Raw genomic sequence first — 25,791 nt, 5'->3', positions numbered from 1 at the left:
CAAGGCCTCACCCGACGTCGGGCCCCACGCCGTCATCGGCTGAGCAGAGCACGGCACGAGGCCTCACCCGATGTCGGGGACCGCGCCGGTCGCTTGCGCCAGCAGAGCCTCGTACGCCTCCGCCGACGTGGTCTCCGCGCCGAGCCGGTGGCCGGTCGCCTCGCCGTGGTCGTCGCTGGCACCGGTCGTGAACAGTCCCAGGTCCGCCGCGAGCCCCCGCAGGTGGGCGCGGTCCGCCTCCGTGTGGTCCGGGTGGTCGGCCTCGATGCCGCCCAGTCCGGCGCCCGCCAGGCGCGCGATCTCCTCGTCGGTGAAGAGGTAGCCGCGCCGGGACGCCCGGGGATGGGCGACCACGGGGACGCCGCCCGCCTCGCGGACCAGCCCGACGGCCATGACGGCGTCCAGGGCGTACCGGGGGACGTACGCGCGGCCGCCCGCGCCGATCCACTCGCGCGTGAACGCCTCGTCCATGCCGGCGATCACCCCGGCCTCGACCATGGCACGGGCGATGTGGGGCCGTCCGGGGACGGAGTCGCCGGTGACGCGCTGGACCATCTCCCAGGTGACCGGCGCGCCGAGCCGTTCCAGGCGCTCGACCATGCCGCGCGCGCGGCGCGCCCGGTCCTCGCGGATGCGCCGTCGCTCGGCCGCGAGCTCCGGCTCGGCGGGGTCGAACAGGTAGGCCAGCAGGTGGAGGCTGCGCCCGCCGAGGCGGCAGGACAGCTCCATGCCGCGGATGAGGGTCATGCCGGGCGGCAGCGCGCGTACGGCCTCGGCGTGGCCGGCGACGGTGTCGTGGTCGGTCAGGGCGAGGACGTCGACGCCCGCGGCGTGCGCGCGGCGGACGACATCGGCGGGCGGCTGGCTGCCGTCCGAGACGGAACTGTGGGAGTGCAGGTCGATGCGCACGATCCGATCATGCACCGAGCCGGGGGCTCGCGGCTCCGTACGGCAGGTCGAGGTCGGCGTCGCGCAGGTCGCGCAGGCGCAGGTCCTCGAGCATGAGCGCGCCCGCCGAGACGGGCCACAGGACGGCCCAGAGCCAGTTGCCGAGCGCCTCGCCGGCGAACGCCGCCGTCTCGGTGGTGGGCAGCGCCCACAGCGGCAGCGGGTGCCCGTCGATGTCGACCTTCGCGTCGGGCGTCGAGGTCCCGAATCCGTGCCCGGGGTCGGGGCCGGGCAGTCCGGCGTACGACGCGCCGAGGCCGATGCCGGGCTCCTCGGCGACGAGGATCAGCTCGGCCGGGCCCCCGACCGGGGAGGGTCCGGACAGCGCGACCGCGACGGCCCGGCTTCCGGACCGCTCGTCGCCGGCGTCGGCGAACCCGGTGACCAGCCAGCCGAGCGGCGGGGGCCAGGGCGTCCAGACCGGGACCCGCGACTCGGCGCGCACCGCCTCGAGCCCCTCCCGGCAGGGCCGGCGGGGCGGGCGCAGGGGGCAGACCTCGCCGTGTGCGGAGCAGGTCCAGGCGCTCGACCAGACGTTCGGCGGGGTCACGGGCCCGCGGCACCGCGGGCAGATGGGCGCGGCCCTCATGGTGTTTCACGGTCCCGCTGTCACGGTGGCCACGTCAAGGTTTCCGGACAGCCAAAAAATGGTGATCTGGGGTATTTACCCTACGCGGGAGGGGTGAACTCCTTCGTGCGCCGCAATCCGGCGGCACGGCCCTTCGCCGCGATGACCAGGGCCATCTTCCGGGACGCCTCGTCGATCATCTCGTCGCCGAGCATCGCCGCCCCGCGACCCTCCACCCGGGTGGCGTGGTCGTACGCGTCGAGGATCAGCTCGGCGTGGTCGTAGTCCTCCTGGGCCGGGGAGAACACCTCGTTGCACGCCTCCACCTGGGCTGGATGCAGGACCCACTTGCCGTCGAAGCCGAGCGCGGCGCTGCGCCGCGCCGCCCGCGTGAAGGCCGTCACGTCGCGGACGTTGAAGTACGGCCCGTCGATGGCCTGCAGGTCACGGGCGCGGGCGGCGATGAGGATGCGCATCAGGACGTGGTGGTAGGCGTCGCCCTCGGTGTAGCCGGGCGGCTGCTCCCCCACGACCAGCGTCTTCATGTTGAGCGAGGCCATCAGGTCGCCGGGGCCGAAGACCAGCGTCTCCAGGCGGGGGGACGCGGCGGCGATCTCGTCGATGCGCGTGAGCCCGCGGGCGTCCTCGATCTGCGCCTCGATGCCGATCCGGCCGATGGGCAGGCCGGTCGCCCGCTCGATCTGGGTGAGCAGGACGTCGAGCCACACGACATGGTCCGGGGAGGTGACCTTGGGCAGCATCAGGCAGTCGAGGTCGGCTCCCGCGCCCTCGACCACCTCGATCACGTCGCGGTGGGCGAATCCGGTCGTCGCGTCGTTGACCCGTACGACGCGGACCCGGTCGCCCCAGCCGCCGCCGCGCAGCGCGGCCACGGCGTTCGCCCGGGCGTCCGCCTTCGCGGACGGCGCGACGGCGTCCTCCAGGTCGAGGAAGAACGCGTCGACCGGCAGCCCCCGGGCCTTCTCGATGAACCGCGGGTTGCTGGCGGGCACGGCGAGGGTGCTGCGGCGGGCGCGCGTCGGCATGGTTCCGGATGGTATCCGCCCGGATCATCGCCGCCCGTAAGGCCGTCGCGGCACCGCCGAATCCGCGCGGAAGCGCCCTACCGGGCCGCTTGCTCGCCGTCAGACAGGTGGACGGCGGGCCGGTTTCATCGGCGGGACACCGTCGCGCCGCGGGGATGACGCCGGTCGCGGGTTGACTCCGGCCGCCCCCACCATCGGGGAGCGGGATGGAGCAAGGACCATGAATCACGTCACAAGGCGCGTCGCCACGGCCGGGCTGGCCGTCAGCGCCATCGTCGCGCTCGGCGCGGGCTCGGCGAGCGCCACGGGCGGCGTCGACCGCTGGGCGTCGGTGCCCGCCACGGCCAAGGCGGCCGGAACGGCCGCCCCGAACACGCTGTCGCCCGGGCTGGCGGAGCACGCGGTCGCGCAGGGATCGATCAAGCTGGAGAACCCCGCCGGGGAGGTCCGGTACTACGGCTACCACGCGGACGGCCCGATGCTGCCGCAGCCCGGCGCCGTCCAGTCCCCCGGCCACAACGTCGAGGCGACCAAGACCGAGCCGGACAAGAACACCTACCTGCGGCTGCGCGGCCTGCACGGCGCCGACGCCGGCTACGACTACGGCACGCGCTTCCTGTTCCAGGGCCACGAGCACGGCGGCCCCGGGTACATCACCCGGGTCAACCTGGACGCCGACGCGGCGCACCGCGTCACGCTGCTGGCCACCAAGACCGTCGACGGCACGGAGCTGCCCGCCTTCGACGGCTCGACGTGGGACCCCTTCGCCAAGAAGCTGCTGCTCACCTCCGAGGAGGGCGCCGACGGCGGCGTCTGGCAGAGCGACCCCGACATCGGCGCCAAGGTCCGGGACATCTCGAACGTGCTCGGGCGCGGCTCGTACGAGGGCATCCAGACCGACGCGGCCGGGAACCTGTGGATCGTCGAGGACGCGAGCGGCGACGTCCCCTCGGGCACCAGCGCCCGCCTGCCCAACAGCTTCGTCTACCGGTTCGTGCCGAAGGACAAGAGCGACCTGAGCAAGGGCGGCACGCTCCAGGCCCTCCAGGTGATCTCCCGGCGCAGCGGGCAGCCGATCACTTTCACCCCCGCCGACGCGTCCCACCCGACCGGCGCGATCTTCTCGGACGACACCAAGGACCTGCACACGTACGGGACGGTGTTCGACACCCGCTGGGTGACGCTCCACCAGGGCGACGCCTCCAGCCCCCCGTTCGACGCGAACGCGCTGGCCAAGGCCGCCAAGGCGACGCCGTTCAAGCGGCCGGAGAACGGCGTGTTCCGGCCGGGCGTCGGCTTCCGCGAGTTCTTCTTCACCGAGACCGGCGACACCAACGCGAGCAGCAAGGCGAACGGCGCGTACGGCGGCTGGGGCGGGATCTACCGGCTCACCCAGTCCGGCCCGGCCGCCGACCAGGGCAAGCTGACGATCTTCTACAACGGCGACCAGGCGCACACCGGCCTGGACAACATCTCGTTCCTCGACCGGGACCACGTCGCCGCCGTCGAGGACGCCGGCGACTCGCTGCACACCCAGCGCGGCGCGTTCGACTCGGCGTACCTGTTCGATGTGAATGCCGACTACGGCAAGAGCGGGCAGCCGGTGCGGTTCCTGGCGGAGGGCCGCGACCCGTCGGCGACCGTCGACTCGGCCTGGTCGGCGCAGGGCAACGGCTTCCAGAACGACGGCGACAACGAGATCACCGGTATCCACACCTCCGACGGCGATCCGACCGTCGCCGGGCTCCTCGGTACCGAGAACCCCCACCCGTTCCACGGCGGCTTGCGGATCTTCTGGACCCAGCAGCACGGTGACAACACCACCTGGGAGATCACCCGCGACTGAGAGCCCACGCGGAATGGGCGCCGGATCAGCGAGCCCGGCAGTCCATTCCGCGCGGGCTCTAAGCCCGACCGCGGATGCACGCAGGGGGCCCGCCGCCCGCGGGCCCCCTGTCGTGACAAAGTGGGGCCATGAGCGATCTGACGACCGCGCTCGTCGAGGAGGCCACCAAGCGGTCGGGCCTCATCTGGCTCGCCCTGCCCGACCTCCCCCAGCCGCGCGCCGCCTGGCACCTCTGGCACGACGGGGCGGCGTACGTCGTGACGGGGGGCATCGAGCAGCCGCTGCCGGGCCTGCCGGAGGCCGAGCGCGTCACCGTGACCGTCCGCAGCAAGGACAAGGGAGGCAGGATCGTCTCCTGGGTCGCCGCCGTCAGCGAGGTCGAGCCGGAGTCGGAGGAGTGGGCGGCGGTGGTGCCGCTGCTGGCCAAGGAGCGCCTCAACGCCCCGGACGGCGAGCGGCAGACCGAGCGCTGGGCCCAGGAGGCGTTCGTCATGCGGCTCACGCCCACCGGCGAGATCACCGAAACGCCCGGCGAGATGCCCGCCGGCTACGCCGCCGTACGCCCCGTGCCCAGCCCCGCGACGTCCGTCGGCATGCCGCCCTTCATGGTCGGCGGACGGCGCCGCCGCCCGGACCGGTAACCCGCCGTTTTCCGCTCCAAGCCGCTGGTACGGACGCGCGTCATCTCCTGGCTCCCATGGAATAGATCGCCCTTTACCTGGAGACAGGACGCGTATCGATAACCTTCGAGCTATGACCGGAACGCCGTCGCGGGTGTTCGTCGCGCGCCTGGCGGGGATCGCGGTGTTCGACCCCGCCGGAGACCAGATCGGCCGCGCGCGCGACGTCGTCGTCGCGCTCCGCCCGCCGCCGCGGCCGCCGCGCGTGCTCGGCCTGGTGGTCGAGGTCCCGCCGCATCGACTCGTCTTCCTGCCGATCACCCGGGTGACCAACATCGACGCCGGTGCGGTGATCTTCGATGGCCGCATCAACATGCGCCGGTTCGAGAAACGCGACTCCGAGACCCTCGCGCTCGGCGAGATGCTCGACCGGACGGTCGAGCTGAAGGAGGACGGCGAGAACGCGATCGTGCTGGACCTGGGCATGGAACAGACCCGGACCCGCGACTGGCTGATCGTGAAGGTGGCCGTACGCCGCGTCGGCCATTCGGCCGGGCGCGCCCACGGCGCGCGGCTGAGCCTGCGGCGCCGGCGCGGCGAGACGTTCGTCGTCGACTGGGACGCCGTCAGCGGCCTGGGCATGGTCGAGGAGAAGCAGGGCGCCGCGAACCTCATCGCCGCGTTCGAGCAGATGCGGGCCCCCGACCTGGCGAACGTCGTGCACGAGCTGTCGGCCAAGCGGCGGGTCGAGGTCGCCGCCGCGCTCGACGACCGGCGGCTCGCCGACGTGCTGGAGGAGCTGCCCGAGGACGACCAGGTGGAGATCCTCGGCGAGCTGGACGTGGACCGGGCCGCCGACGTGCTGGAGGAGATGGGCCCGGACGACGCGGCCGACCTGCTCGGCGAGCTGCCCGCCGAGCAGCGCGAGCAGCTCCTCGCCCTGATGCAGCCCGAGGAGGCCGCGCCCGTGCGCCGCCTGCTCACCTACGCCGACAACAGCGCGGGCGGCATGATGACGACCGAACCGGTGATCGTGTCCCCCGACGCGACCGTCGCGGAGGCCCTCGCCCTCATCCGGAACTCCGACCTGAACCCGGCCCTGGCCGCGCAGGTGTACGTGTGCCGGCCGCCGACCGCGACGCCGACCGGCCGCTACCTCGGCACCGTCCACTTCCAGCGGCTGCTCCGGGAGCCCCCGCCGACCCTGGTCAGCGCCATCTGCGACACCGAGCTGGACCCGCTGCGGCCGTCGCGCTCGCTGGAGGCGGTGGCCAGCTACCTGGCGACGTACAACCTCGTCTCCGTGCCGATCGTCGACGAGGGCGGGCACCTGCTCGGCACGGTCACGGTCGACGACGTCCTCGACCACCTGCTGCCGGACGACTGGCGGGAGAGCGTCATGGACGCCCCCGCGGACGAGGCCGACGAAGAGGAAGAGGCCCTCCGCGGCGCGGCGGGCGACGGCGAACGGACGGTGAGCCGGCCATGAGCACCGCCCTCGGCAGGAGCCGTGAGGAGAGGCGGTTCGGACGCCTCGACCAGCCGCTGGAGTACCGCCGGACGATCTCGCCCCGGCTCTACTACGACCCGGAGGCGTTCGGCCAGTTCTCCGAGCGCATCGCGCGGTTCCTCGGAACGGCGCGGTTCCTCGTCTACATGACGGCGTTCATCACGATCTGGCTCGCCTGGAACGCCTTCGCCCCGGCAGGGATGCGCTGGGACCCGTACCCCTTCATCTTCCTGACCCTGATCCTGTCGCTGCAGGCGTCGTACGCCGCGCCGCTGATCCTGCTGGCCCAGAACCGCCAGGACGACCGCGACCGGGTGCAGTACGAGCAGGACCGCGCCCGCAACGAGCGGAGCGTCTCCGACACCGAGTACCTCACCCGGGAGATCGCGAGTCTGCGGATGGCGATGAACGAGGTCGCCACCCGCGACTGGATCCGCGACGAGCTGGCACACCTGCTCAAGGAGCTGGACTACCACCGCGCCGAGCGGGACGGGCACGACACTCGCCACGACTGACGGCCGCAGCGACGGCTGTCCTGGCAGCTCGACGCGCGCACCGTCTCCCTGTGGACCGTGCAAGGCCGCTGCGGGTACACCCCCTTCGTATGCTCGCCCGAGCAGGCGAAAATGCTGGCCGAACACCGCAAAGGCGAGTCCGACCTGGTGCACCGGGGCGGCAACTGGTACCTCCACGCGACCTGTGATGTGCCTGAGCCCGGCCCGTACGCGCCCGAAGGATTCCTCGGCGTGGACCTGGGCATCGCCAACATCGCCACCACCGACGACAGGACCATGCACGCCGGCAAGCAGTTGAACCAGGTCCGGCACCGCCACCGCCGCCTGCGTCAGCGCCTGCAGAAGAAGGGCACCAAGTCCGCCAAGCGCTTGTTGCGCAAATTGTCGGGTCGTGAGGCCCGCTTCGCGGCCGACACCAACCACCGCATCTCCAAGACCATCGTGACCGAGGCACAACGCACCTCACGCGGCATCGCCCTGGAAGACCTGGGCGGCATCCGCGAGAGGGTACGGCTCCGCAAGCCCCAGCGGGTCACGCTGCACACTTGGGGGTTCGCCCAGCTCGGCCAGTTCATCGCCTACAAGGCGACCCGCGCCGGGTACCAGTGGTGCACGTGGACCCGCGCTACACCTCCCAGACGTGCTCGGCGTGCGGCCACATCGATAAGAAGAACCGGCCCGCACAGGCCGTGTTCTGCTGCACGTCGTGCGGCTTCGCTGAGCACGCCGACGTGAACGCAGCCCGCAACATCGCCGCACGCGGTGCCGCGGGCTGGGCAGTGAGTCACGCTGCCGACGACGCGGCCTGAACCGTACCCGCCAGGCACGGAACAGAGCTGCGAGCTCGGAAATTCCCATCCGAGAAGCTGACTACCATGGGGGCATGGCCTCCCCCACGATCGAGCAGGTGACCGCGGCGCTCGCGACGGTGAACGACCCGGAGATCCGCCGTCCCATCACCGAGCTCGACATGATCAAGGGCGTCGACGTGGCCGCCGACGGCAACGTGACGGTCGGCGTGTACCTCACGGTCGCCGGCTGCCCGCTCCGTGACACGATCACGCGCGACGTCACCGCCGCCGTCTCCAAGGTCCCCGGCGTCACCGGCGTACGGGTCGACCTCGACGTGATGAGCGAGGAGCAACGCTCCGCCCTCCAGACGAAACTCCGCGGCGGGCAGGCGCCGAAGGAGATCCCCTTCGCCAAGCCCAACTCCCTGACGAAGGTCTACGCCGTGGCGAGCGGCAAGGGCGGCGTCGGCAAGTCGTCGGTGACGGTCAACCTCGCGGCCGCCATGGCCGCGCAGGGCCGCAAGGTCGGCGTCGTCGACGCGGACATCTACGGTCACTCCGTTCCCCGCATGCTCGGGGTCACCGGCCGCCCCACCCAGGTCCAGCAGATGATCATGCCGCCCAACTCCCACGGCGTGAAGGTCATCTCGATCGGGATGTTCACCGAGGGCAACGCTCCGGTCGTCTGGCGCGGCCCGATGCTGCACCGGGCGCTGCAGCAGTTCCTCGCCGACGTCTACTGGGGCGACCTCGACGTCCTCCTCATGGACCTGCCGCCCGGCACCGGCGACATCGCCATCTCGGTGGCCCAGCTGCTGCCGTCGGCGGAGATCCTCGTCGTGACGACCCCGCAGCAGGCCGCCGCCGAGGTCGCCGAGCGGGCGGGCGCGATCTCCGCGCAGACCCACCAGACGGTCGCCGGCGTGATCGAGAACATGTCCTACCTGCCCTGCCCGCACTGCGGCGAGCCGGTCGACGTGTTCGGCTCCGGCGGCGGGCAGACGGTGGCCGACGCGCTGACCCGGACGCTCGGCACGTCCGTGCCGCTGCTCGGCCAGGTCCCGATCGACGTGCGCCTGCGGGAGGGCGGCGACTCCGGCCTGCCGATCGTGCTGGACGACCCGGACGCCCCGGCCTCCAAGGAGCTGCGGTCCATCGCCGACAAGCTCTCGGGCCGCGCCAAGAGCCTGCGCGGCCGTCAGCTCGGCCTGAGCCCCAACCGCGCGTGATCGAGTCTCTGCCGCGCGTCTTTGCTTGACCGGCCGTATGGGCGTGGTTTCGTGTGCTCATGGCACTACGTCACGCCCGTACGGCCGTCGTTCTCTTAGCGGCCGCGGCGGTCGGATGCTCGTCCGGCGGCTCCGCCCGCCCGGCCACGCCGCCCGCGATCTCGCCGCCGAGCACCGCCGCCCGCGAGGGCAGGCCCACCACGACGCCCACGGCCGTCCCGTCCGACGCGTTGCGGCCGGCCCGGCCGTCGCCCCGGCCGAGGGCATACGGCTCGTGGGGCCTTCCCGTCCTGTACGACGGCTTCGGCGGCGACCGGCTGGACCCGGGCAAGTGGCAGGTCTACGACGCGCCGAACGCCGTCTCCCATCCCGGCTCGCCCGCCGGCGTCCACGTGTCCGGCGGGCGCCTGCGGCTCGTCGGCGGGCTCTACGGCGGCAAGGACCAGTCCGCGGGCGTCGTCTCCCGCCTCGCCCAGACGTACGGCCGCTGGGAGGCGCGGATCCGGGCCGACCGCGGCAGCGGGTACTCGGCGACCGCGTTCCTGTGGCCGACACGCCTCGGGTCCCCGGAGTGGGCCGAGATCGACTTCGCCGAGATCATCGACGGGACCCGGCGTACGGGCGGGCTGTTCGTCCACCACGGCGCGGACGACCGGCAGCTGATGAAGATCGTCCATGTCGACTTCACCCGGTGGCACACCGTCGCCGTGGACTGGCTGCCCGGGCGGCTCACGTACTGGGTGGACGGCAAGGCGGTGTGGACCTACCTGGGGCCGTTCGTGCCGAGCCGGGCGGACATGCACCTGAACCTGCGGAACGAGACGGCGGACGGCTTCCACCGCCTGGCGAGCACGCCGATGCGCGTGACCATGGAGGTCGACTGGATCCGCGTGTTCCGCGCCCCACGAACGTGACGTATGACCCCGCCGGGGCACGCTGAGCGAGGCGTCCGGCGACGCTCGTGCCCGCAGAACGCCCTGTCGCTCAGGTGGCCTCTGGGTCGTACGGCGGGCGCTCGCCGTACGGCAGGAAGGGCTCGTCCTCCGCCGCCTCGCGCACGTCGACGTCGTCCATGTCGTCGAGCAGGTGCTTGGTGACGAAGCGGCGAGGGTTCAGGTCCGCGATGTCGAAGTCGGCGAACTCCGGACCCAACCCGTCCCGCAGATCCGCCTTGGCGCTGTTGGCCATCGTGCGCAGCTGCCGCAGGGCACGGCCCGCCTGGGCCGCGACCTTGGGGAGCTGGTCCGGACCGAAGATGATCACGGCCAACACCACGAGGACCGCCGCCTCGCCGATCCCTACGTCGAACACCCGTCCTCCTGATGGTGGCCACCGCTCGACCGCGGAGCCGCCGATCCCAGCTTAACCGGGACGGGACCGGCGGTCTCCCCGCCGCCCGGCGGCAGACGCCGCCAGACGGTCCGGCACGTCCGCACCGACGCGCCGGACCGTCGCTCGGTCACGCGCCGAGGGGGTGTCCGGTGGATCTTGTTCGTAGCGAGCGGACGCCGCGCAGCCGGACAAAGATCCACCGGTCACCCCCCTAGCCGGGCTCGCGGCGGCGTCAGTTGCCGGCCGCGAGCGTCAGCTGGACGGTCTTGTTCTGCCCGGCGCGGACGTAGCCGACCTGCACCGTGTCACCAGGCGACTTGCTGCGGATGGCCACGATCAGCTCGTCGGCCCCGCCGATCGGCTTCCCGGCGAAGGACGTGATGACGTCGCCCTGCTTCAGCCCGGCCTTCTCCGCCGGTCCGCCAGGGGTGATCGCTCCGCCCTTGCACTGCGTGGCCGAACCGGTCGTCGCGATCCGCGCGCCGCTGCCCTGGTACGACATGTCCATGCAGGCCCCGATGATCGGGTGGACGACCTTGCCGCCCTTGATCAGCTGCTCGGCGACCCGCTTGACCTGGTTGCTCGGGATCGCGAAGCCCAGGCCGATGCTGCCGCTCTGCTGCTTCTCGCCGCCGAGGGACTGGCCGCCCAGCGTCGCGATCGCGGAGTTCACGCCGATCACGCGTCCCTGGGCGTCGACCAGCGGGCCGCCGGAGTTGCCGGGGTTGATCGCCGCGTCCGTCTGCACCGCGCTGATGTAGGCGGACTCCCCGCCCTCGCCGCTCGTGGTGACCGGCCGGTTCAGGGCGCTGACGATGCCGGTGGTGACCGTGCCCGCCAGGCCGAGCGGCGATCCGATCGCGATGACCGGGTCGCCGACGGCCAGCCCGTCGGAGTCTCCGAGGACGAGCGACGGACGGCCGTCGAGAGAGCCCGGCTTGATCACCGCGATGTCGGAGTTGGGGTCACGGCCGACGATGCTCGCCGAGGTGGTCTTGCCGTCGTTGAAGACGACCTGCATCGTGCCGCCCTGGGCGGCGGGGGCGACCACGTGGTTGTTGGTCACGATGTAGCCGCCGTTGACGATGAAGCCGGTGCCCGCACCGCCTTCGGAGCCGTTCGCCACCTTGATCATCACGACGCTGGGCACCATGCGCTTGGCGATCCCGGCCACGGACCCGGGATCGCGGTTCTTGGCCCCGGTCGCGGTCGCGCCTCCGCCGAGGTCGACCGACTTGGAACCGTCGCCGCGAGTGGCGATCACGCCGATGCCGGCTCCCAGGGCGCCGGCGATGAGCGCGACGACCAGCGAGACGGCCAGGAACATCCCCATGACCGGGCCGGACCGCTCGTTCGGCCGGGTGGGCGGCACGGGTGCCCAGTTGGGGCCCGAGCCTCCGGGGCCCGGCTGCGCGCTCCAGGCGTACGGCGTCGGGGACGGGTGCGGCTGGTGGTGCGGCGCGAAATACGGCCGGGGCGGCGCCGGCTCGCCCGGCTGCCCGCCCTGACCAGGCTGACCACCCTGACCGCCCTGGCCGGGCTGACCGAACGGACCTGGCTGACCACCCTGACCCGGCTGACCGAGCGGACCGGCCTGACCGGGCTGGCCCGGAACACCCTGACCCGGCTGGCCGGGCAGAGGGGGCGCGCCCATCGGACCGCCCGCTCCCGGGCCGCCCGGCGAACCGGCGTGGTCCACGGGCTCCCCGCCGTACGGCGAGGTCGGTCCCGGGTCCGGTGGTGCCATGCCCTCATGTCGTGGCGGGCCGGAGACCAGCAGCTTGTCCGTCAGGCTCGGGGCGGTGTCCTCGTCCCCGGCGTTCGGCCCAAGCGCACGCCCGTCGTCCGGCGTCGGTCCCCCGGGCGCGCGGCTGTCATCCGTCATCCCAAGCTCCTTGCGTACCGCGCATGGACTTCATCTCAGCGCTCCACAGTGGCGGGCGAGGCATGTGGCGAGCATAAGCGACTCGGCAGGCGGAACCTTCCGCATCGCGGCGTTGCTCCACCGGTGCCCGCTTCCCCCAGAACGCCCTACAAAACGCGATCTTCACCCATCAGTCAAACGGGTTCGCCCATGATGTCAGGCGGTCCAGCCCCCGGCCGAGGCGCCCCCAGAAGCCCGTGTCGCCGTGCGGGAGGGCCGCGACGGCCCTGTCGACGACCGGTGGCGGCGCGTCCGCGACGATCGTGTAGACGTAGCCGCGGCTGGCCCACACGGCGCGCTGCTGGACGGTGTCGCGGAGGTAGACGGTGCGGCCGCCCCGGGTGGTCTTGTGCCAGTGCCCGACGCTGGCGGGGTCGAGGGTGCCGCGCTGGACGAACACCGACACGACCGAGAGCCCGTCGGAGTAGCTGAGGTGCACGACGGGGGCGCGGCTGTCGAGCTGGCGCGCGTCGTACAGGCTGAGGTCGCCCGGCAGGGCGGACTTCACGGGCCAGCCACGGTAGCGCAGGGCACCCAGGTCGGCGCCGGCGAGCTGGTGGGTCCACGGCGTCTCGACGGTCTGCGGCGCAGAGGCCAGCATGAACGTCGTCCTCGGCGGCGACGGCCGGATCTCGGTGAAGAACGTGAGGTTCACCGCACGGCCCTGCCCGTCGAGCAGTTCGCGGCGCAGCATCAGGCCGGTGGCCCGGTCGATGTGGAAGCGGCCGGCGGCGGTGCCGTCGGCGCGGCGCGCCTCGATGATGGTCGTGAGCCGGCCGCAGACCTGGCCCTCCCCGGCGCGGACGACGGCGTAGTTGCGGGCGAGCAGGTCGAGCATCCTCGGCGTGTAGCCGGTGAGGCCGCCCCGGCCCTGCTGGGAGTCGTCGGCCTCGAACATCTGCCCGCCCTGCTCGGCGGTGGTGCTCTCCACCCGCATCCGGGTGCCCTGGCCGGGCATGTGAGCGACGTTGACCAGCGACGTCGTCGACATGCCGCTGCGGCTCCAGGAGGTGATGTACTGCACACCCTCGTACGAGGTGTCGCGCGCGGCCCCCTCGGCGCCGCGCAGGAGCCGCAGGGCCTCGGGGTCGGAGCGCAGCCGGGCGCCGCTCGCGGTGTCGCCGGTGGACACGAACCACAGCATCAGCAGCGCGGTGGCGATGCCGCCCGCCAGCCACGCGCGATGCGAGACCCGGTGGTTCACGGGTGCTCGCCGGCCGTGACCGCCGGCCGCGGGTCGGTGAGCGGAACGTCCCCGGAGGTGAGGGCGTGCTCGACGGCGAACTGCTCGACGGACGGGGAGACGCGGGGCAGGGAGTCCGGGTCGGCGCCCGCGGCGAACGCCGCCGAGCCGACGCCGAAGACGGCGAGGGCGGCCGCGCCCGCGACGAGGTAGCGGCCGCGCGGCAGCCGGCGGCGCGCCGCCGCGGCACGGCGGGGACGGTTGTCGGACGGCCGCGCCCGCGAGGGACGGATGTCGGCGGGCCGGGCGGCGGCCGGAGGCCGGGCCTGGCCCGGGAGCCGGGGGACGGGCGGCGGAAGGGGGTCCCCCGGCTCGCCCATGGCCTCCAGACGGCGCAGGAGGGCTTCGGACGGCATCGTGTCGTTCAGCGCCCGGAGCCGCTTCTTCAGGCCGCGCAGCGCCTCCGCCTCGGCGCGGCAGTCCCCGCAGGCGGCGAGGTGGCGGTGCGCCTTCTCCCGTTCGTCGTGGCCCAGCTCCCCGTCGATCAGCGCGGTGAGCCGCTCCCCCAGGTGGCCGGTCATGACGCCTCCTCGGCGGGAGGCTCCAGACCGATCCGTTTGGACGGGGCGGCGGCGCGGCGCGGGCCGCGGTGCTCCAGGGCGGCGCGCAGCTGCGCGCGGCCGCGGTGGATCCGGCTGCGGACGGTGCCGAGCTTCACGCCGAGCGTCGCGGCGATCTCCTCGTACGACAGGCCCTCGATGTCGCACAGGACGACGGCGGCGCGGTAGTCGGGCGCGAGGGAGTCGAGCGCCGCCTGGACGTCGGCGTCGAGGTTCTTGTCGTCGTAGGCCTGGGCGGGCGTGGGCTCCGCTCCGTGCAGGCGCTCGGCCGCGTCCTCGGCCAGCCCTTCGAAGCGGATGCGCTGACGCCGCCGCGCCTGGTCGAGGAACAGGTTGGTGGTGATGCGGTGCAGCCAGCCCTCGAACGTGCCGGGCTGGTAGTTGGCCAGGGATCGGAACACCCGGACGAAGACCTCCTGGGTGAGGTCCTCGGCGTCGTGGGGGTTGCCGGTGAGCCGGAAGGCGAGGCGGTAGACGCGCGCGGAGTGCTCCCGCACGATCTCGTCCCACGTCGGAGGAGTCCAGGCGATGCCGGGGTCGTGCACCGGCGCTCCCCTTTCACGTACGAGTTCTGCCACCGACATACTGCCCCGTTTCTTCCTTCGCGCCTAGCCGTAGCCACGCCCTCTGAAGAACGTGACGGTACGCGGCGGAGTTCCCCCTCCGTACTAGTGTTTGCCCTGCAGGCTCAGACGTCCCAAGGAGGAAGTCATCGACGCGGTGAAGGCCACCCTGGCCTACGTGGAGCAATACCTCCCGGAGGACGAGCCGCTGCGCGATGCCCGGCAGCGGGGACTGGACGTCGGAGCGACACCGATCGGACCGGCGGGCGGCGCCGCGCTGCGCCTCCTCGCCAGCGCGATCAGCGCCCGCACGGTCGTGGAGATCGGCTCCGGATGCGGCGTGTCCGGCATCTGGCTGCTGCGCGGGATGCGTCCCGACGGCGTGCTCACGAGCGTGGACGTCGAGCCGGAGAATCAGCGGCTGGCCCGCGAGGCGTACGCCGCCGCCGGGTTCCCGACCTCCCGCGCCCGGCTGATCGCCGGCCGCGCCCTCGACGTGCTGCCGCGCCTCACCGACGGCGCGTACGACATGGTGTTCTGCGACGCGGCCAAGCACGAGTACCCCGACTATCTCGGTGAGGCCCTGCGGCTGCTGCGGCCCGGCGGCGTCGTGGCGTTCGACAACGCCCTCTGGCACGACCGGGTGGCCGACCCGGCCAACCGCGAACCGGAGACCGTGGCGATCCGCACGCTCGGCCGGATGGTCCGCGACGACGACCGCCTCGTCCCCCTGCTGCTGCCGGTCGGGGACGGACTCCTCATCGCCGTCAAGAACCGGTGACGACGGCGCCGGTCCCGCGCTGGGGTCCGTCGTCGCCCGGACGGGCACGACAGCCGCGCTCGTTCCCGCTGGACGCCGCGCGGCCGGACGGAGATCCACCGGGCACCCCCCGGGTGACGCCGTGACGGTGGTGCGGCGGCGTACGGCGGCGCAGGACGTGGCCGCGGCGGCCGGGGTCACGGTCCTGCTCGCGGTGTCGGTGGCGTTCGTGGCCGGCGGCGCGTGGGGCCTGCCCGCCTTCGGCGGCGTCCTCTTCCTGATCGTCGGCGCGTCGGGGATCGCGCTGTTCGGGGGGCGGCTCGTGCTGTCGGTCGGGCGGGCCGCCAGCCGCCGGCCCGTCCTGGAGTTGGATGAGCGCGAGGTGCGGCTGCCGGCGGCGTGGCCCCGGTCCCGCGCCGATGACCGCAGGCTCGCGTGGCCGGAGGTGGCCTCGGTGGTGCTCTGGAGCCAGGCGGCGCCGCGGGGCCGCCGCCTGCGGTCGGTCGAGCAGCTGACCTTCCTTCCCACGCCCGAGCGTGCCGAGGGCTCCTCGCCCCCACCGAGCGTGGAACTGCTGGCCATGGGCCTGGACGACGTGCCCGGAGTGGCGACCCTCCACTGGTCGATCGAGGTCTCGCCGGGCTGGGACACCGATCTGGCGACGATCCTCGCCGAGATCCACCGTCGCGGCGTCCCCACCGCCGACGTCCAGTCGCGGTGAACACCACGGCGGTACGCTCCCGTCGTTAGGGATGCGCGACCGCGTCATCCCGGGAGGGTTGGCATGGCCGGTGCTCCTCACCCCGACCCGGACGTCTCGGTCATCGTCGTGACCTACCGCAGCGCCGCGTACATCGGCGAGTGCGCGGAGGCCGTACGGAAGGCGTCGGCCGGCGTTCCCGCCGAGTTCATCATCGTGGACAACGCCTCAGGCGATGACACGGCCGACGCGGCCCGTGCCGCGGCACCGGACGCGCAGGTCGTCGAGAACGACCGGAACGGCGGGTTCGCCTACGGCTGCCACGCCGGCGTCGCCCGGGCGCGCGGCCGCCGGCTGCTGTTCGTCAACCCCGACGCCGTACCCGCCCCGGGCAGCGTCGCGGCCCTGCTCGCGTGCGCGCGTCGTAATCCCCGAGCGGGGATCGTCGGCGGCCGGAGTGTGCTCGAGGACGGCACGCCGGACCCGCGTTCCTGGTGGGGCCGCCCGACGTTCTGGTCCACGCTGTGCTTCGCGCTCCTTCTCGGCTCGGCCTTCCCGGGCAGTCGCGTGTTCGACCCCGAGGCGCCCGGCCCCTGGACGGACGAGGAACGGCAGGTGCCGATCGTCACCGGCGGATTCATGCTCGTCGACCGCGCTCTCTGGGATGAGCTCGGCGGTTTCGACCAGTCGATCTTCATGTACGGCGAGGACGCCGACCTGTGCCTACGGGCGCGGAAGGCCGGTTTCCGGCCGATGGTGACCGCGCGCGCCGAGTACCGGCACGAGGTCGGCGCCTCGTCGTCGAGCGTGCGCAAGCTCGTCCTGCTGTTCACCGGGAAGGTCACCGTGCTGCGGCGGCACCTGCCGTACGGGCGGCGCGGCGCGGGCGTACGCCTCCTGAAGCTCGGTGTGCTCTTACGCGCGCTGCTGGGTCACCTCGTCACCGCGCGGCCGCAGCGGCAGGGCCGCCCGACGGCCACCGGCGCGGACTGGCGGGGGCTGTGGGCGGCGCGCCGCGAATGGACCGCCGGCTGGCCCGTCTCACAGTCCCGCTCGTAGCGGCGCGCGGCCCGATCGCGGCCTGTCTCAAAGCCCCGCCGTCCTACGGACAGGACCTTCGAGACAGGCCCCTATGCCCGGCTGCTCTCGTCGCGCTGCCAGGTGGCGGCACCGGACCGCCGGGCGCGCCACCGGGCGAGCAGCGTCACGGTGAGGAAGAGGGCGAGGCGCGGCAGGAGACGCGGATCCCGTGACGCCATCGCCGCCAGGTCGCGCACGCTCGTCCGCGCGGAGCCGCCGGCCTGGCCGAGCGCCGCCTCCTCGAGCTGCGCGACACCGGTGACGGCGCGGGTCCGGCGGCGCAGCAGATCCCCCCACGTCCGCGGCGGATGGATCAGCACGCGGGCCGCTTCGACGACGGCGCGCTCGTCCACGGCGAACGCGAGGGAGGCGGCGAGGTCGTCGGCCATGACGCCCGGCAGCCGCGCCAGGCGCGCGTGCCCGTCGGCGCCGACCGCGATGACGCCGCGGCCGAAGAGCCCGCGCCGCACCTCCGGGAGCCGGGTCCAGACGTCGTAGTACCAGCGGACCGGCCACGGCCGTCGCGTCATGTCCAGAACGCGCGCCGGTGCCGCCGCGAGCACACCCGGCCGGTCGAGAGCGGCCGCCAGGGCCCGCACGTCATCGGCTCCCAGCTCGACGTCGGCGTCGACGTACACCCTGGGGAACCCGCGGGCCGCGCGGTCGCCGAGACGCAGTGCCTCCGCCTTGGACGCCTCCGGCGACGTGACCACCCGCACGCCGAAGGACGCGGCGACGTCCGCGGTGCCGTCGGTGCAGCCATTGGGCACGACGACGATGTCGAACCCGGAGTCCGCGAGGCGCGAGAGTAACCGGCCGATGACCCGCGCCTCGTCGTGCGCGGGGATGACGATGCTCACCACAGGAGCGATTATGGCGCGCATGAGTCGCATTCACCCGGGGGCCGACGTAGACGGCACGGCGCACATCGGTGCGGACACGACGATCTGGCACCTCGCCCAGATCCGCGAGCACGCCCGCCTCGGCCAGGGCTGCATCGTCGGCCGGGGCGCGTATGTCGGGCCGGGCGTGCGAATCGGCGACCGCGTCAAGCTGCAGAATTACGCGCTCGTTTACGAACCGGCGGAGTTGGAGGACGGGGTCTTCATCGGGCCCGCCGCCGTCCTGACGAATGATCCCTACCCTCGTTCGACCGGCGTGGACGGCAGGCTCAAGCGTCCGGACGACTGGGAGGCCCACGGAGTGGTCGTCAAGGAGGGTGCCGCCGTCGGCGCGCGGGCGGTCGTCCTGGCGGGCCGGATCATCGGCCGGTGGGCGCTGGTCGCGGCGGGCGCGGTCGTGACACGTGACGTCGCCGACTTCGCGCTGGTGGCGGGCGTGCCCGCGCGCCGGATCGGCTGGGTCGGGCACGCCGGCGAGCCCCTGGAAGACGAAGGCGGCGGGCAGTGGCGGTGCCCGCGTACGGGCGATCGCTACACGGAGAGCGGCGGACGCCTCAGCCCGGCGGGAGGATGACCCGCCGCTTCACTGCGCCAAGGCCGAATGCGGACAACCCAGACCTCGCTTTCCGCCGTATATTCGGAGTCGCATTACCGAGGACTGCTTCATTTGTCGATCTGACCGTGCGGCTAGCGGATGCGGGTTTCGGGGTTGCGGAATCCGTTTTTTGGCTTCCGCTCAGCCGGGGGAAATCATGGCCAGTGCAGGGCTGAGGCTGTTAGTCCGAGGACTGCTCCTCGCGGCCGCGGCGTTTCTCATCATGGCGATCGCCGGATCGAAGGCGCACGCCGCCGGCCCGTGCGATTCCGGCGGAAATCTCGTGGCCTGCGAGAATACGAAACAAGGGTCGCCGAGCACGGAGTGGGACAAGATCTCCGGCGGCGGCCAGACGATCGAGGGCTACGCCGCCGAATTCAGCGTGAACGCCGGGGAGACCGTGCACTTCAAGGTCAACACCCCGGCCCGGAGCTATTCGATCGACATCTATCGGATGGGCTACTACGGCGGCGACGGCGCCCGGAAGATCGCCAGCATCACCCCGTCGGCCTCCCTCCCGCAGACGCAGCCATCGTGTCTCAGCGACGACGCCACCGGGCTGATCGACTGCGGCGACTGGAAGGTCTCGGCGAGCTGGCCGGTGCCGGCCACCGCCGTCTCGGGGATCTACTTCGCGCACATCTCCCGCACCGACGGGACCGACGACAACCACATCGTGTTCGTGGTCCGCAACGACGCCAGCCACTCGGACGTGGTCTTCAAGACCTCCGACACCACCTGGCAGGCCTACAACAGCTGGGGCGGCAACAGCCTCTACGCCGGCGACAGCACGGCCGCGCCGGGCCGGGCGGTCAAGGTCAGCTACAACCGGCCTTTCAACACGCGCGAGTCGACGCCCTGGGGCCGTGACTTCGTCTTCGCCAACGAGTACCCGATGGTGCGGTTCCTCGAGGCTCAGGGGTACGACGTCACGTATCTGAGCAGCATCGACGCCGACCAGCGCGGCTCGCTCCTGAAGAACCACAAGGTCTTCCTGTCCGTCGGGCACGACGAGTACTGGTCCGCCGGCGAGCGCGCCAACGTCGAGGCCGCCCGGGACGCGGGTGTGAACCTCGGGTTCTTCAGCGGCAACTCGGTGTTCTGGAAGACCCGCTGGGAACCGAGCACCGACGGCACCTCGACGCCCTACCGCACGCTGGTGACGTACAAGTCGACCAGGGACAACGCGCAGACCGACCCCACCGGGACCTGGACGGGCAGCTGGCGGGATCCGCGGTTCAGCCCGCCCGCCGACGGCGGCCGCCCGGAGAACGGCCTGATGGGCACGATCTGGACGGTCAACTGCTGCGGCGTGGCCATGAAGGTGCCGGCCGCCGACGGGAAGATGCGGTTCTGGCGGAACACCCCGGCCGGAGGCCAGTCCTCGGGCGCGGCCCTGACCCTGCCCGACCTGACGCTCGGCTACGAGTGGGACGAGGACCTCGACAACGGATTCCGGCCGGCGGGGCTCATCGACATGTCCTCCACGACGGCCGACATACCCGAGAAGCTCGTCGACTTCGGCGTCAACGTCGCCCCGGGGACCGCCACCCACCACCTGACGCTCTATCGCGCGCCGAGCGGCGCGCTCGTCTTCGGTGGCGGCACCGTGCAGTGGTCGTGGGGGCTGGACGCCGTCCACGACGGCCCCGACGGCGCGCCCACGGCCCCGGACCCGAGCATGCGGCAGGCCACGATCAACCTGCTGGCCGACATGAACGTCCAGCCGCTGACCTTGCAGAGCGACCTGCGGGCGGCCACGGCCTCCACCGACCACACGGCGCCGACCTCGACGGTCACCTCTCCGACCGCGGGCGCGAGCATCACCAACGGCAATACCGTCACGATCAGCGGCACCGCCTCCGACGTCGGCGGGCAGGTGGGCGGTGTCGAGGTGTCCATCGACGGCGGGACGACCTGGCATCCCGCGAACGGCCGCGCCACCTGGACCTACTCGTGGGACGCGACCGGCGCCGGCCCGGTGACGATCAGGACGCGCGCGACCGATGACAGCGGCAACATCGAGACGCCGGGCTCCGGGCGGACCGTCAACGTCTCGTGCCCCTGCGGGCTGTTCGGGCAGTCGGCCGCTCCGGCGACCCCGGCGGCGAGCGACTCCACCCCGCTCGAGGCGGGCGTCAAGTTCCGCGCAAGCGTCGACGGCTGGGTCACAGGCGTACGCTTCTACAAGGGCACCGGCAACACCGGCACGCACACCGGCAGCCTGTGGACGGCGGACGGCACCCGCCTCGCCACCGCGACGTTCACGAACGAGACCTCGACCGGCTGGCAGTCCGTCTCCTTCCCGGTGCCGATCCACGTCACCGCCGGCACGACCTACGTCGCGTCGTACTTCGCACCGGCCGGGCACTACGCCGCGGACGCCGCGTACTTCGCCTACCAGCCCAAGAACTCCCCGCCGCTCACCGGCCTGCGGGCGGGCACGGACGGCGGCAACGGCGTCTACCACGCCGGCGGAGCCGGCTTCCCCACGGACACCTACAACGGCGGCAACTACTGGGTGGACGTCTCGTTCGCCACGGTGGAGCCGCCGGACACGACACCCCCCGCCGTGATCGACTCGACGCCCTACGCGGGGTCCTCCAGCGTGCCGACCGCCGTTCTGCCGTCGGTCACGTTCGGCGAGCCGGTGCGGGCCGGGTCGGCGTCGTTCACTCTCAAGGACTCCGGCGGCACCGCCGTGGCCGGCAGCACCTCCCTCGACTCCGCGGGCACCGGCCTCACGTTCGTGCCGACCGGCTCGCTGCCCGCCGGGACGACCTTCACGGCGACCGTGACCGGTGCCAAGGACGCCGCCGGGAACACGATGACGTCCTTCTCGTACTCGTTCACGACCGCGAAGGCACGACCGGCGGCGGGCCTGTGCCCGTGCAGCATCTGGGCCGACGACACCGCGCCGTCCGTCGAGGGCGTGAACGACCCGAACGCGCTGGAGCTCGGGGTCAAGTTCACCCCGGACACGAACGGCTTCGTCAGCGGGATCCGTTTCTACAAGGGACGCAACAACACCGGAACCCACACCGGCACGCTCTGGACCGCGGGCGGCACCCAGCTCGCCACCGCCACGTTCTCGGGCGAGTCGACGCTCGGCTGGCAGGAGGTCCGCTTCTCCTCGCCGGTGGCGGTGACGGCGGGCACCACGTACGTCGCGTCGTACCACACGACGACCGGCTGGTTCTCCGCCGACAGCGGCGGCCTGAGCCGTGCGGTCGACGACCCGCCGCTGCACACCGTCGCCGACGGGGCCGACGGCGTGTTCGCCTACGGCGCGCACGCCTTCCCCAACCAGAGCTACAACACCACGAACTACTGGGTGGACGTCGTCTTCACCCTGCCGCCCGACACCACGCCCCCGACGGTCGCGTCGACGAACCCCTCGAACAACGCGACGAGCGTTCCGGCGGGCGCCACGCTGAAGGTCACCTTCAGCGAGGCCGTGCAGCCTTCGTCACCGGTGTTCACGCTGAAGAATCCCGGAGGCACCGCGATCGCCGGCAGCACCGCGTTCGACGGCACGTCCAGGGTCCTCACGTTCACGCCGTCGAGTCCGCTCGCCGCGGGCACGAAGTACACCGCGAGCGTCAGCGGGGCGAAGGACGTCGCGGGCAACGCGATGCAGGGGACGACCACGTGGTCGTTCACCACGAGCGGATCGTGTCCCTGCACGCTCTTCCCGAGCGACGCCGCGCCCGTCACGGCCTCGGCCGGTGACGCCGGCTCGGTCGAGCTGGGCGTCAGGTTCACCCCGGACACCGGCGGGTGGATCTCGGGGGTGCGCTTCTACAAGGGGGCCGGTAACACCGGCACGCACACCGGCAGCCTCTGGACCACGGGCGGCACCCGGCTGGCCACCGGCACCTTCACCGGCGAGACGGCGTCGGGCTGGCAGACCCTGGCGTTCTCCGGGCCGATTCAGGTCACGGCCGGCACGACGTACGTCGCCTCGTACCACGCGCCGAACGGCCACTACGCGGCGGACGGCGGCTACTTCTGGAACGCCCTGGACAACGCGCCGCTGCACGCTCCGGCGAGCGGCGCGTCGGGCGGCAACGGCCTGTACGCCTACGGCTCGGGCACGCGCTTCCCGAACGAGTCCTACGGCGCGTCGAACTACTGGATCGACCCCGTCTTCTCGACCGCCCAGCCGGGCGACGTCACGCCGCCGGCGGTCGACGCGGTGAACCCGGTCGGCGGCCAGACGAGCGTGCCGCCGGGAACCGGTGTCTCCGCCACGTTCGACGAGGCGGTGCAGGGCGGCACCGTCCAGTTCACGGTCACCCCGTCCGTGACCGGCTCCGTGACGTACGACTCCGCGACCAGGACCGCCACCTTCCAGCCGACCGGCGCCCTGGCCTGGAACACCGCGTACACGGTGAAGGTCACCGGCGCCAAGGACGTCGCGGGCAACACGATGGCGGCCGCGTACACCTGGTCGTTCACCACCGCGCGGCAGCCGACCCCGCGCGTGTGCCCGTGCTCGATCTGGGCCGACGGCGCGATCCCACAGGTCACGGACGTGGACGATCCGAACTCGGTGGAGCTGGGCGTCAGGTTCACCTCCGACACCGCCGGTTGGGTCACCGGCGTCCGGTTCTACAAGGGGCCCGGCAACACCGGCACGCACACCGGCACCCTGTGGGCCGCCGACGGCACCCGGCTGGCCACCGTGACGTTCTCCGGCGAGTCGGCGGCGGGCTGGCAGGAGGCGCACTTCTCCACCGCAGTCTCCGTCGCCGCGAACACGACCTACGTGGTGTCCTATCTCGCGCCGAACGGCCACTACGCGGCCGACTCCGGCGCGTTCGCCGGGGCGGGCGTCGACGCCCCGCCGCTGCACGCCCTGCAGTCCGGCGGCCTCTACGGGTACGGCACCGGGGGCTTCCCGCCGAACGCGAGCACCGCGAACTACTGGGTCGACGTCGTCCTCACCACGACCGCCCCGGCGGCGGCGCCGGCCGGCGTGCCGAAGAACAGCCCGTCGCCGACGCCTACGCCCACGCCATCGACGCCACCGTCGACCACACCTCGCGAAGGAGAACACCATTGACGGACGCAGTGGGACTGGCGGTCATCGGGGCCGGCTACTGGGGGCCGAATCTCGTGCGGACCGCTCAGGCGACCCCGGCTCTGCGGCTGGAGTGGCTGTGCGACCTGGACGAGGAGCGGGCGCGCACCGTGCTCGGGGCCTACACGACGGTCCGGGCCACGACGTCCTACGAAGCGGTCTTAGACGATCCCGCGGTCGACGCGGTCGCGATCGCGACACCGGCGGCCACCCACTTCGATCTCGTACGGTCGGCGCTCGAGGCGGGCAAGCACGTGCTGGTCGAGAAGCCCCTCACGATGTCGGCCGCCGAGGGCCGCAAGCTCGTCGACCTGGCCGACCGGACCGGCCGCGTGCTCATGTGCGACCACACCTACTGCTACACCCCGGCGGTCCGGCGGATCCGCGAGCTGATCCATGGCGGTGAGCTCGGCGAGGTGCAGTTCGTCGACTCCGTCCGCATCAACCTCGGGCTGGTGCAGTCCGACATCGACGTGCTGTGGGACCTCGCGCCGCACGACCTGTCGATCCTCGACTTCGTGCTCCCGGAGAGGGTCGCCGCCGTCGCCGCCCACGCCAGCGATCCCATCGACGCCGGCCGGGCCTGCGTGGCGCACCTGACGCTGTGGCTGACGTCGGGGGCGATGGCCCACGTCCACGTCAACTGGCTCAGCCCGACCAAGATCCGCACCACCGTGATCGGCGGGTCGCGGCGCACGGTCGTGTGGGACGACCTGGACCCGCTGCGCCGGGTCTCGGTGCACGACCGGGGCGTGGACCGCGTCCCCCAGGGCCCCGACCAGCGCCGGGAGGCGCTGATCTCCTACCGGCTGGGCGACATCCACGTTCCCGCCCTGCCGGAACAGGAGGCGCTGCGCGGGGTGATGGCCGAGTTCGCGGCCGCCATCAACGAGTCCCGGCCGGCGCTCACCGACGGCCGCGCCGGCCTCCGCGTGATCACCCTGCTCGAGGCGGCCTCGCGCAGCATCGCGAACGGCGGCGCGACCGTCCCAACGAAGGAGAACGCGTGATCGAAGGTAGCCGCTGTCTCGTCACCGGGGGGGCCGGGACCATCGGCTCGACCATCGTCGACCAGCTCGTCGCCGCGGGCTGCGCGGACGTCATCGTCCTGGACAACTTCGTCCGCGGCCGGCCGGCGAACCTCGCCGGCGCGCGGGAGAGCGGCCGGGTACGCGTGGTCGACGGCGACATCCGTGACGGCGCGCTCGTGCGGTCGCTGCTCGACGGCGTGGACGTGGTCTTCCACCAGGCCGCGATCCGCATCACCCAGTGCGCGGAGGAGCCGCGGCTCGCGCTGCAGGTCCTCGTCGACGGCACCTACGAGGTGGTCGAGGCGGCGGCCGAGCGCGGGGTGCGCAAGGTCGTCGCGGCCTCCTCGGCGTCCGTGTACGGCCTCGCGGAGGAGTTCCCCACGCCGGAGCGCCACCACCCGTACGCCAACGACACGCTGTACGGCGCGGCGAAGACGTTCAACGAGGGGCTGCTGCGCAGCTTCCACGCGACGCACGGCCTCGACTACGTGGCCCTGCGCTACTTCAACGTGTACGGCCCACGGATGGACATCCACGGCCTGTACACCGAGGTGCTGATCCGCTGGATGGAGCGCATCGAGTCCGGCCGCCCGCCGCTCATCCTCGGCGACGGCGCCCAGACCATGGACTTCGTCTTCACCGAGGACATCGCGCGGGCCAACCTCCTGGCGGCCGAGAGCGACGTCACCGACGAGGTGTTCAACATCGGCAGCCGCACCGAGACCAGCCTCCGCGAGCTGGCCGAGGCGCTGCTGCGGGCGATGGACGCGGACCTCGGGCTCGAGTTCGGCCCGGCCCGGACCGTCAACGCGGTGACCCGGCGTCTCGCGGACGTGTCGAAGGCCGAGGAACGCCTCGGCTGGAAGGCCGAGATCGGCCTGGACGAAGGCCTGCGGCGGCTCGTGCGCTGGTGGCGGTCGCAGCGGTGAAGGAATCGGACGC

22 protein-coding genes and 1 pseudogene are annotated in these 25,791 nt (G+C 72.6%); 14 read left to right on the top strand and 9 right to left on the bottom strand.

Going from position 1 to position 25,791, the window contains the following annotated elements:
- Positions 1-63: 63 nt before the first annotated feature.
- The 3 genes from ABEA24_RS30730 to ABEA24_RS30720 all read right to left on the bottom strand — a co-directional run bounded on the left by ABEA24_RS30730 (position 64) and on the right by ABEA24_RS30720 (position 2,562).
- A complete protein-coding gene (locus ABEA24_RS30730) occupies positions 64-909 on the bottom strand; it encodes a PHP domain-containing protein (protein ID WP_345434699.1) in 846 nt (281 codons plus the stop codon).
- Between the two features lie 7 nt (positions 910-916).
- The gene (locus ABEA24_RS30725) at positions 917-1,537 is read right to left on the bottom strand and encodes a DUF6758 family protein (RefSeq protein ID WP_345434697.1); all 621 of its coding nucleotides are present in this window, start codon (positions 1,535-1,537) and stop codon (positions 917-919) included.
- A gap of 80 nt (positions 1,538-1,617) precedes the next feature.
- The gene (locus ABEA24_RS30720; protein WP_345434695.1) at positions 1,618-2,562 is read right to left on the bottom strand and encodes an HpcH/HpaI aldolase/citrate lyase family protein; all 945 of its coding nucleotides are present in this window, start codon (positions 2,560-2,562) and stop codon (positions 1,618-1,620) included.
- A 220-nt stretch (positions 2,563-2,782) separates the two neighbouring features.
- Here ABEA24_RS30720 and ABEA24_RS30715 point away from each other — a divergent pair, with 220 nt between their 5' ends.
- The 7 genes and pseudogenes from ABEA24_RS30715 (at position 2,783) to ABEA24_RS30685 (ending at position 9,987) form a co-directional block, all read left to right on the top strand.
- A complete protein-coding gene (locus ABEA24_RS30715) occupies positions 2,783-4,408 on the top strand; it encodes an alkaline phosphatase PhoX (RefSeq protein WP_345434693.1) in 1,626 nt (541 codons plus the stop codon).
- Positions 4,409-4,536: 128 nt separating this feature from the next.
- Positions 4,537-5,049, top strand: coding sequence for a hypothetical protein (locus ABEA24_RS30710; RefSeq protein ID WP_345434691.1), 513 nt, complete (start codon positions 4,537-4,539; stop codon positions 5,047-5,049).
- Positions 5,050-5,161: 112 nt separating this feature from the next.
- Positions 5,162-6,517, top strand: coding sequence for a magnesium transporter MgtE N-terminal domain-containing protein (locus ABEA24_RS30705; protein WP_345434689.1), 1,356 nt, complete (start codon positions 5,162-5,164; stop codon positions 6,515-6,517).
- Positions 6,514-7,053, top strand: coding sequence for a DUF1003 domain-containing protein (locus tag ABEA24_RS30700; protein WP_345434687.1), 540 nt, complete (start codon positions 6,514-6,516; stop codon positions 7,051-7,053). Before ABEA24_RS30705 ends, ABEA24_RS30700 begins: the two co-directional genes overlap by 4 nt.
- A 9-nt stretch (positions 7,054-7,062) precedes the next feature.
- Positions 7,063-7,862 (top strand): annotated as a pseudogene (locus ABEA24_RS30695) (RNA-guided endonuclease InsQ/TnpB family protein); the annotation flags it as partial.
- A 74-nt stretch (positions 7,863-7,936) separates the two neighbouring features.
- Positions 7,937-9,073 carry an Mrp/NBP35 family ATP-binding protein gene (locus tag ABEA24_RS30690; protein ID WP_345434685.1) on the top strand — a complete coding sequence of 379 codons (1,137 nt, stop codon included), beginning with the start codon at positions 7,937-7,939 and terminating at the stop codon, positions 9,071-9,073.
- Positions 9,074-9,132: 59 nt separating this feature from the next.
- The gene (locus ABEA24_RS30685) at positions 9,133-9,987 is read left to right on the top strand and encodes a glycoside hydrolase family 16 protein (RefSeq protein ID WP_345434683.1); all 855 of its coding nucleotides are present in this window, start codon (positions 9,133-9,135) and stop codon (positions 9,985-9,987) included.
- 70 nt (positions 9,988-10,057) lie between these two features.
- Here the strand turns inward: ABEA24_RS30685 and ABEA24_RS30680 are convergent, their stop codons facing one another.
- The 5 genes from ABEA24_RS30680 to sigE all read right to left on the bottom strand — a co-directional run bounded on the left by ABEA24_RS30680 (position 10,058) and on the right by sigE (position 14,716).
- Positions 10,058-10,384 (bottom strand): sec-independent translocase, encoded by a 327-nt coding sequence (locus ABEA24_RS30680; RefSeq protein ID WP_345434681.1) that lies wholly within the window; start codon positions 10,382-10,384, stop codon positions 10,058-10,060.
- Positions 10,385-10,637: 253 nt separating this feature from the next.
- Positions 10,638-12,290: a trypsin-like peptidase domain-containing protein gene (locus tag ABEA24_RS30675; RefSeq protein ID WP_345434679.1), complete on the bottom strand. Its 1,653-nt coding sequence runs from the start codon at positions 12,288-12,290 to the stop codon at positions 10,638-10,640.
- Positions 12,291-12,459: 169 nt separating this feature from the next.
- Positions 12,460-13,533, bottom strand: a complete 1,074-nt coding sequence (locus ABEA24_RS30670) for a sigma-E factor regulatory protein RseB domain-containing protein (protein WP_345434678.1) — start codon at positions 13,531-13,533, stop codon at positions 12,460-12,462.
- Positions 13,530-14,093 carry an anti-sigma factor family protein gene (locus tag ABEA24_RS30665; protein WP_345434676.1) on the bottom strand — a complete coding sequence of 188 codons (564 nt, stop codon included), beginning with the start codon at positions 14,091-14,093 and terminating at the stop codon, positions 13,530-13,532. The genes ABEA24_RS30670 and ABEA24_RS30665 overlap by 4 nt, the downstream gene beginning before the upstream one ends.
- Positions 14,090-14,716 (bottom strand): RNA polymerase sigma factor SigE, encoded by a 627-nt coding sequence (gene sigE, locus ABEA24_RS30660; protein WP_345434674.1) that lies wholly within the window; start codon positions 14,714-14,716, stop codon positions 14,090-14,092. The genes ABEA24_RS30665 and sigE overlap by 4 nt, the downstream gene beginning before the upstream one ends.
- A gap of 136 nt (positions 14,717-14,852) precedes the next feature.
- On the opposite strand from sigE, the gene ABEA24_RS30655 reads away from it, so the two are divergent.
- The 3 genes from ABEA24_RS30655 (at position 14,853) to ABEA24_RS30645 (ending at position 17,214) form a co-directional block, all read left to right on the top strand.
- On the top strand, positions 14,853-15,476 hold the full coding sequence (locus ABEA24_RS30655; protein ID WP_345434672.1) for an O-methyltransferase: 624 nt from the start codon (positions 14,853-14,855) through the stop codon (positions 15,474-15,476).
- Positions 15,477-15,597: 121 nt separating this feature from the next.
- Complete coding sequence (locus tag ABEA24_RS30650; RefSeq protein WP_345434670.1) at positions 15,598-16,176, top strand: hypothetical protein; 579 nt, start codon at positions 15,598-15,600, stop codon at positions 16,174-16,176.
- 63 nt (positions 16,177-16,239) lie between these two features.
- Positions 16,240-17,214 (top strand): glycosyltransferase family 2 protein, encoded by a 975-nt coding sequence (locus ABEA24_RS30645; protein WP_345434668.1) that lies wholly within the window; start codon positions 16,240-16,242, stop codon positions 17,212-17,214.
- A gap of 71 nt (positions 17,215-17,285) precedes the next feature.
- Here the strand turns inward: ABEA24_RS30645 and ABEA24_RS30640 are convergent, their stop codons facing one another.
- Positions 17,286-18,098 (bottom strand): glycosyltransferase family 2 protein, encoded by an 813-nt coding sequence (locus ABEA24_RS30640; RefSeq protein WP_345434666.1) that lies wholly within the window; start codon positions 18,096-18,098, stop codon positions 17,286-17,288.
- Positions 18,099-18,117: 19 nt separating this feature from the next.
- Here ABEA24_RS30640 and ABEA24_RS30635 point away from each other — a divergent pair, with 19 nt between their 5' ends.
- From ABEA24_RS30635 to ABEA24_RS30620, 4 genes are all read left to right on the top strand, one after another.
- A complete protein-coding gene (locus tag ABEA24_RS30635) occupies positions 18,118-18,711 on the top strand; it encodes an acyltransferase (RefSeq protein ID WP_345434664.1) in 594 nt (197 codons plus the stop codon).
- Between the two features lie 304 nt (positions 18,712-19,015).
- The gene (locus tag ABEA24_RS30630) at positions 19,016-23,800 is read left to right on the top strand and encodes a DUF4082 domain-containing protein (RefSeq protein ID WP_345434662.1); all 4,785 of its coding nucleotides are present in this window, start codon (positions 19,016-19,018) and stop codon (positions 23,798-23,800) included.
- On the top strand, positions 23,797-24,828 hold the full coding sequence (locus tag ABEA24_RS30625) for a Gfo/Idh/MocA family protein (RefSeq protein WP_345434660.1): 1,032 nt from the start codon (positions 23,797-23,799) through the stop codon (positions 24,826-24,828). Before ABEA24_RS30630 ends, ABEA24_RS30625 begins: the two co-directional genes overlap by 4 nt.
- On the top strand, positions 24,825-25,778 hold the full coding sequence (locus tag ABEA24_RS30620) for an NAD-dependent epimerase/dehydratase family protein (protein WP_345434658.1): 954 nt from the start codon (positions 24,825-24,827) through the stop codon (positions 25,776-25,778). The genes ABEA24_RS30625 and ABEA24_RS30620 overlap by 4 nt, the downstream gene beginning before the upstream one ends.
- The last annotated feature ends 13 nt before the right edge of the window (positions 25,779-25,791 follow it).

The organism is Actinoallomurus vinaceus, from assembly GCF_039542055.1.
Lineage (GTDB): Bacteria > Actinomycetota > Actinomycetes > Streptosporangiales > Streptosporangiaceae > Actinoallomurus > Actinoallomurus vinaceus.
Note: the sequence above shows the minus strand (reverse complement) of the source record. Positions and strands in the feature narration are given on the sequence as shown.